This window comes from uncultured Gemella sp., from assembly GCF_963519265.1.
GTDB lineage: Bacteria > Bacillota > Bacilli > Staphylococcales > Gemellaceae > Gemella.
This window is the reverse complement of sequence record NZ_CAUQNQ010000107.1, coordinates 1-3,805: the sequence shown is the minus strand read 5'-3', so window position 1 is coordinate 3,805 and position 3,805 is coordinate 1. Positions and strand designations below refer to the sequence as shown.

Annotated in this window: 3 protein-coding genes; all 3 read right to left on the bottom strand. The window is 28.6% G+C overall.

The genetic code is table 11. The features are described from left to right. Positions 1-147: 147 nt before the first annotated feature. Complete coding sequence (locus tag RWN11_RS07475; RefSeq protein WP_314161102.1) at positions 148-1,347, bottom strand: leucine-rich repeat domain-containing protein; 1,200 nt, start codon at positions 1,345-1,347, stop codon at positions 148-150. Then, positions 1,328-2,896: a hypothetical protein gene (locus tag RWN11_RS07470; RefSeq protein ID WP_314161101.1), complete on the bottom strand. Its 1,569-nt coding sequence runs from the start codon at positions 2,894-2,896 to the stop codon at positions 1,328-1,330. The genes RWN11_RS07475 and RWN11_RS07470 overlap by 20 nt, the downstream gene beginning before the upstream one ends. A gap of 6 nt (positions 2,897-2,902) precedes the next feature. After that, positions 2,903-3,805 (bottom strand): glycosyltransferase family 2 protein (locus tag RWN11_RS07465; protein WP_314161100.1); only part of this gene is annotated, 903 nt, incomplete at its 5' end.

Below are 3,805 nucleotides of genomic sequence, written 5' to 3'. Positions count from 1 at the left end.
TGCTTATAGGTATTTTCAGCACCATACCCTCTCTTAAATAAGTTAAATATATATCGTGTCCTAAGTATATATTGATTTATTTCATTAATGTAATTCTAGCACAAAGATAGATGAATTTCAAGGGGAAACTCATCTATCTTTTACATTTTATTTATTTTTTCTCCAGTAGCTTCTAATGCCACTAAAAGTGAAAATTAGTATTAACACCATAAAAATATAATTTTTAATACTAAAATATTTCGCAGCTTCTGTTTTTACTATTTCTAGCTTTTTATCTATGTTATTAGATTTTTTAACCTCTAGATTACTTTTCTCGAATGAAGTTATATCACCGTCACTGATTTTAGTATCTTTCAAAGCGATATAATATAGATACTTAGCATCCTTTAATGCTGAAATATCGGTTACCGAAGTATTAGATATATCTATGCTAGAAATATTCGGCACATCTTTTAATGCATCTATATTTTTTAAACCTAGATTATCATTTAACATTAATCGATATAGATATTTTTTATCTTTTAACGCATCTACATTCTCGATATTGTTTTTATATAATAGTAATTCCTCCAAGTTAACCAAATCTCTTAACGCTGAAATATCACTTATACTATTCCTATCCAAATAAAGTACTCTAAGAGATTTCAACTCAGCTAGAGGAGTTAAATCTTTAATAGCATTTTCTTCAGCAACTAAACTCTCAAGTTTCCCTGCATTTTTTAAAAATGATATATTATCTAAACCTATACCTGAAATATTTAGACTTCTTAGATTTTCTAGTTTTAAATTATTCGGAATATAATCTTTTAAAACACTGTTCATCGAAATATCTAATGATTCTACTTTTAAGTCATTCAGAAAATCTAAATTATTCATTAGGTTTTTTCTAAGAACTAGTTGTCTTAACTTTGTTAATTTTGCTAAGCTCTTTGGATCTTTTATTTTATTATTAGTAAGATTCAAATCTTCCAACTCTACTAACTTTTCTAATGGTGTAATATCCTCAATAAAGTTATTAGATAAGTTTAAATTTCTTAGATTAACAGCATGCTCTAACCCTTTTAGAGAAAAAATGTTTTTCCAAGGTAATGACAGACTTGTAAATTGCTCCATCATACCTACAGTTATTTCCTCACCTTTAAAGTCTTTATTAATATGAAACTTATAGTATTCTATTAAGGCTGCTTTAAGATTAAGATCATCGAAATCTATTTTTTCACTATTTTCAATTTCTGCAAATTTCTTTTCTCCAAAGGGTACATAAACATCGTTAGCTTTTATCGCTGGAGCAGATACTGTTAATCCTAATAACGTTATGATAAAAGCTTTATATATTACCTTTTTCATTTTTTTCCTCTTTATTTTTTCTATATTCAGTTATTTTATTTCTTACAATTATTAATCCATATGCAGCAAGTGGAATTAAAAATACAAAATACGGAAATACATATCTACTTTTTGCTTCCCATATCATATGGAATAACGTTCCACCAATAAAGGCTACAGGAATTATCGTTAGTATTTCTTTTTTCTTCTTATAAACATTTACTGCAAATACTACAGAAAATACATACACAAATACTTGAAATACCTTCATGATAAAAGTAAGTACGTGATGAATTTCATCAAAGTAAATTTGTTTTATAAAAAAGTCTTTTACTTTTTCTAACTTAGTTTCATTATCAAAATTCCTTTGTGGTGCAGTTACCAATAAACTTTGGAATGTCGGTTCTATAAACTGATTTTCATACTTTCTTTGATAAAAATCTACAGCATATCTAGGATTTTTCCTAAATACATCTAATCTTTGCTTTATAGAATCTTTTGAAATCTCAGTTATACGCTTCGCATCATAGTCTTCTTCTGGCATAATATCGTAGTTAAATCTATTCCACCAACCAGCTTCACGATCACCTTCTTGCATCCCCATCGCTATCCATGTAATTTTCGGTACACCATCAGCAATGGTCTTTTGGCTTTTCACTTCATAATAGTTGTAGATTAAACTCTTAGAGGCACTCATTAAAAACAGACAGCTGACCATAAACGCAATGGCTTTTTTATCCCTTACTCTAATAAGATAAATAACTGCCGCCGAGAATATAGCTAACATATGTATTAAGTTATTACCTATAAATAGTATAGCAACATTAATACTTATAGCACTTATTACTAACATATACCACTGCTTATGTTTAGTATACTTTATAAAATAATAATAAGCCAGTAGTGTTAAAAACATACCCGGTAACAATCCGTAAACAAATGCAACATAGAATATTAACGGAAAACATAGGCCACTAAGAATTACAACTAGATAATTCGTATCCTTATCATCAAACATTATATTAGCTATTTTATATAACATAAAGATAATAAAACTTATTGAAAAACCTTGCATTATATATAAAATAAATGTTGCTCTACCAAATAATGACAGTATAATTTGGAATAAAAATACTGTTGTAATTTGATGTGAATATATGTATAAATAGTTATTTCCTTTATCAAGACCACTGTAGTTTTCTCTTATGAAATTATTAGCTTGATCTATTACATTAAATGGATCAAATTGCACATAATCTCGTCTCAATATCGCAAATAATATACTAATAATAAATGTGTAAATCATTACAACTAATACTAATCTTTGAACACTTATTATTTTCTTCAAATATCTCGCTAATATTAAGATAACTATACTAAATATCATAAGGAACATAATATTTAGTATAGCACTGACATTTTCATAATATAAAGTTTCTTGATAATCTTTCGGAAATATCGCTGTTTTTGTTAATACTAATAAAGAGTTTATCCCCATAAGCACCATAAAAATTACAGCTATAACTTTTACTAAAAAGTTAGAAAATTTATTTAATATTTCCTTGTTCATTGTCAATTATTCCTCTTCATTTTTCTCTTCGTTTAAGAATTTTTCAACAATAAATCTTGGGCGTCCTTTTGTTTCTAAGTAGATTTTACCTACGTATTCACCCACAATACCTAATGAAATCATAATCATTCCACCGATAAACCACATTGATATCATTAAACTTGACCATCCTGGTCTTGCAAAACCTGCAAAATAACTATACAATGTGTAGAAAAATACTATCGCAGCAATAAATATCATTAATGCTCCACCTATAGTAATAAATCTAATTAACTTTACAGATAAAGAAGTAATTCCTTCAAAAGCGAATGCCAACATCTTAGACAGTGGATACTTACTTTCTCCAGCGAATCTTTCTGCACGTTCATATGTAACGATGTCACTTGGATATCCAATCATAGGAACAATACCACGTAAGAATAAGTTTACTTCTTTGAATTGAGCTAATCCTTCCAACGCACGTTTACTCATTAAACGATAGTCAGCATGGTTAAACACTGTATTTGCTCCCAGTTTTTCCATCACTTTGTAAAAACCTTCAGCCGTAAAACGTTTAAAGAATGTATCCGTAGTTCTTGCAGAACGAACACCATAAACTACATCAGCACCAGCTAGATACTTCTTCATCATTTCATCCATAGCGTTAATATCATCTTGTAAATCAGCATCCATTGAGATACTTACATCACAGTGATTTTTAACAGTCATAAGTCCTGCTAAAAGCGCATTTTGGTGTCCTCTATTTCTACTTAAGTTAATACCACTGAATAATGGATTTTTTTCATGAAGTTCTTCTATCATTTCCCATGTTCTGTCTTTTGAACCATCGTTCACTAAGACAACACGGCTATCTCTTGAAATTAAATCTTCTTCTATCATAGAATTCATTTTAACTTCTAATCTTTTTGC

Excerpts from the sequence above, each read along its gene's own strand:
- RWN11_RS07475 (WP_314161102.1), bottom strand. The coding sequence starts at position 1,347 with ATGAAAAAGGTAATATATAAAGCTTTTATCATAACGTTATTAGGATTA.
- RWN11_RS07470 (WP_314161101.1), bottom strand. The coding sequence starts at position 2,896 with ATGAACAAGGAAATATTAAATAAATTTTCTAACTTTTTAGTAAAAGTT.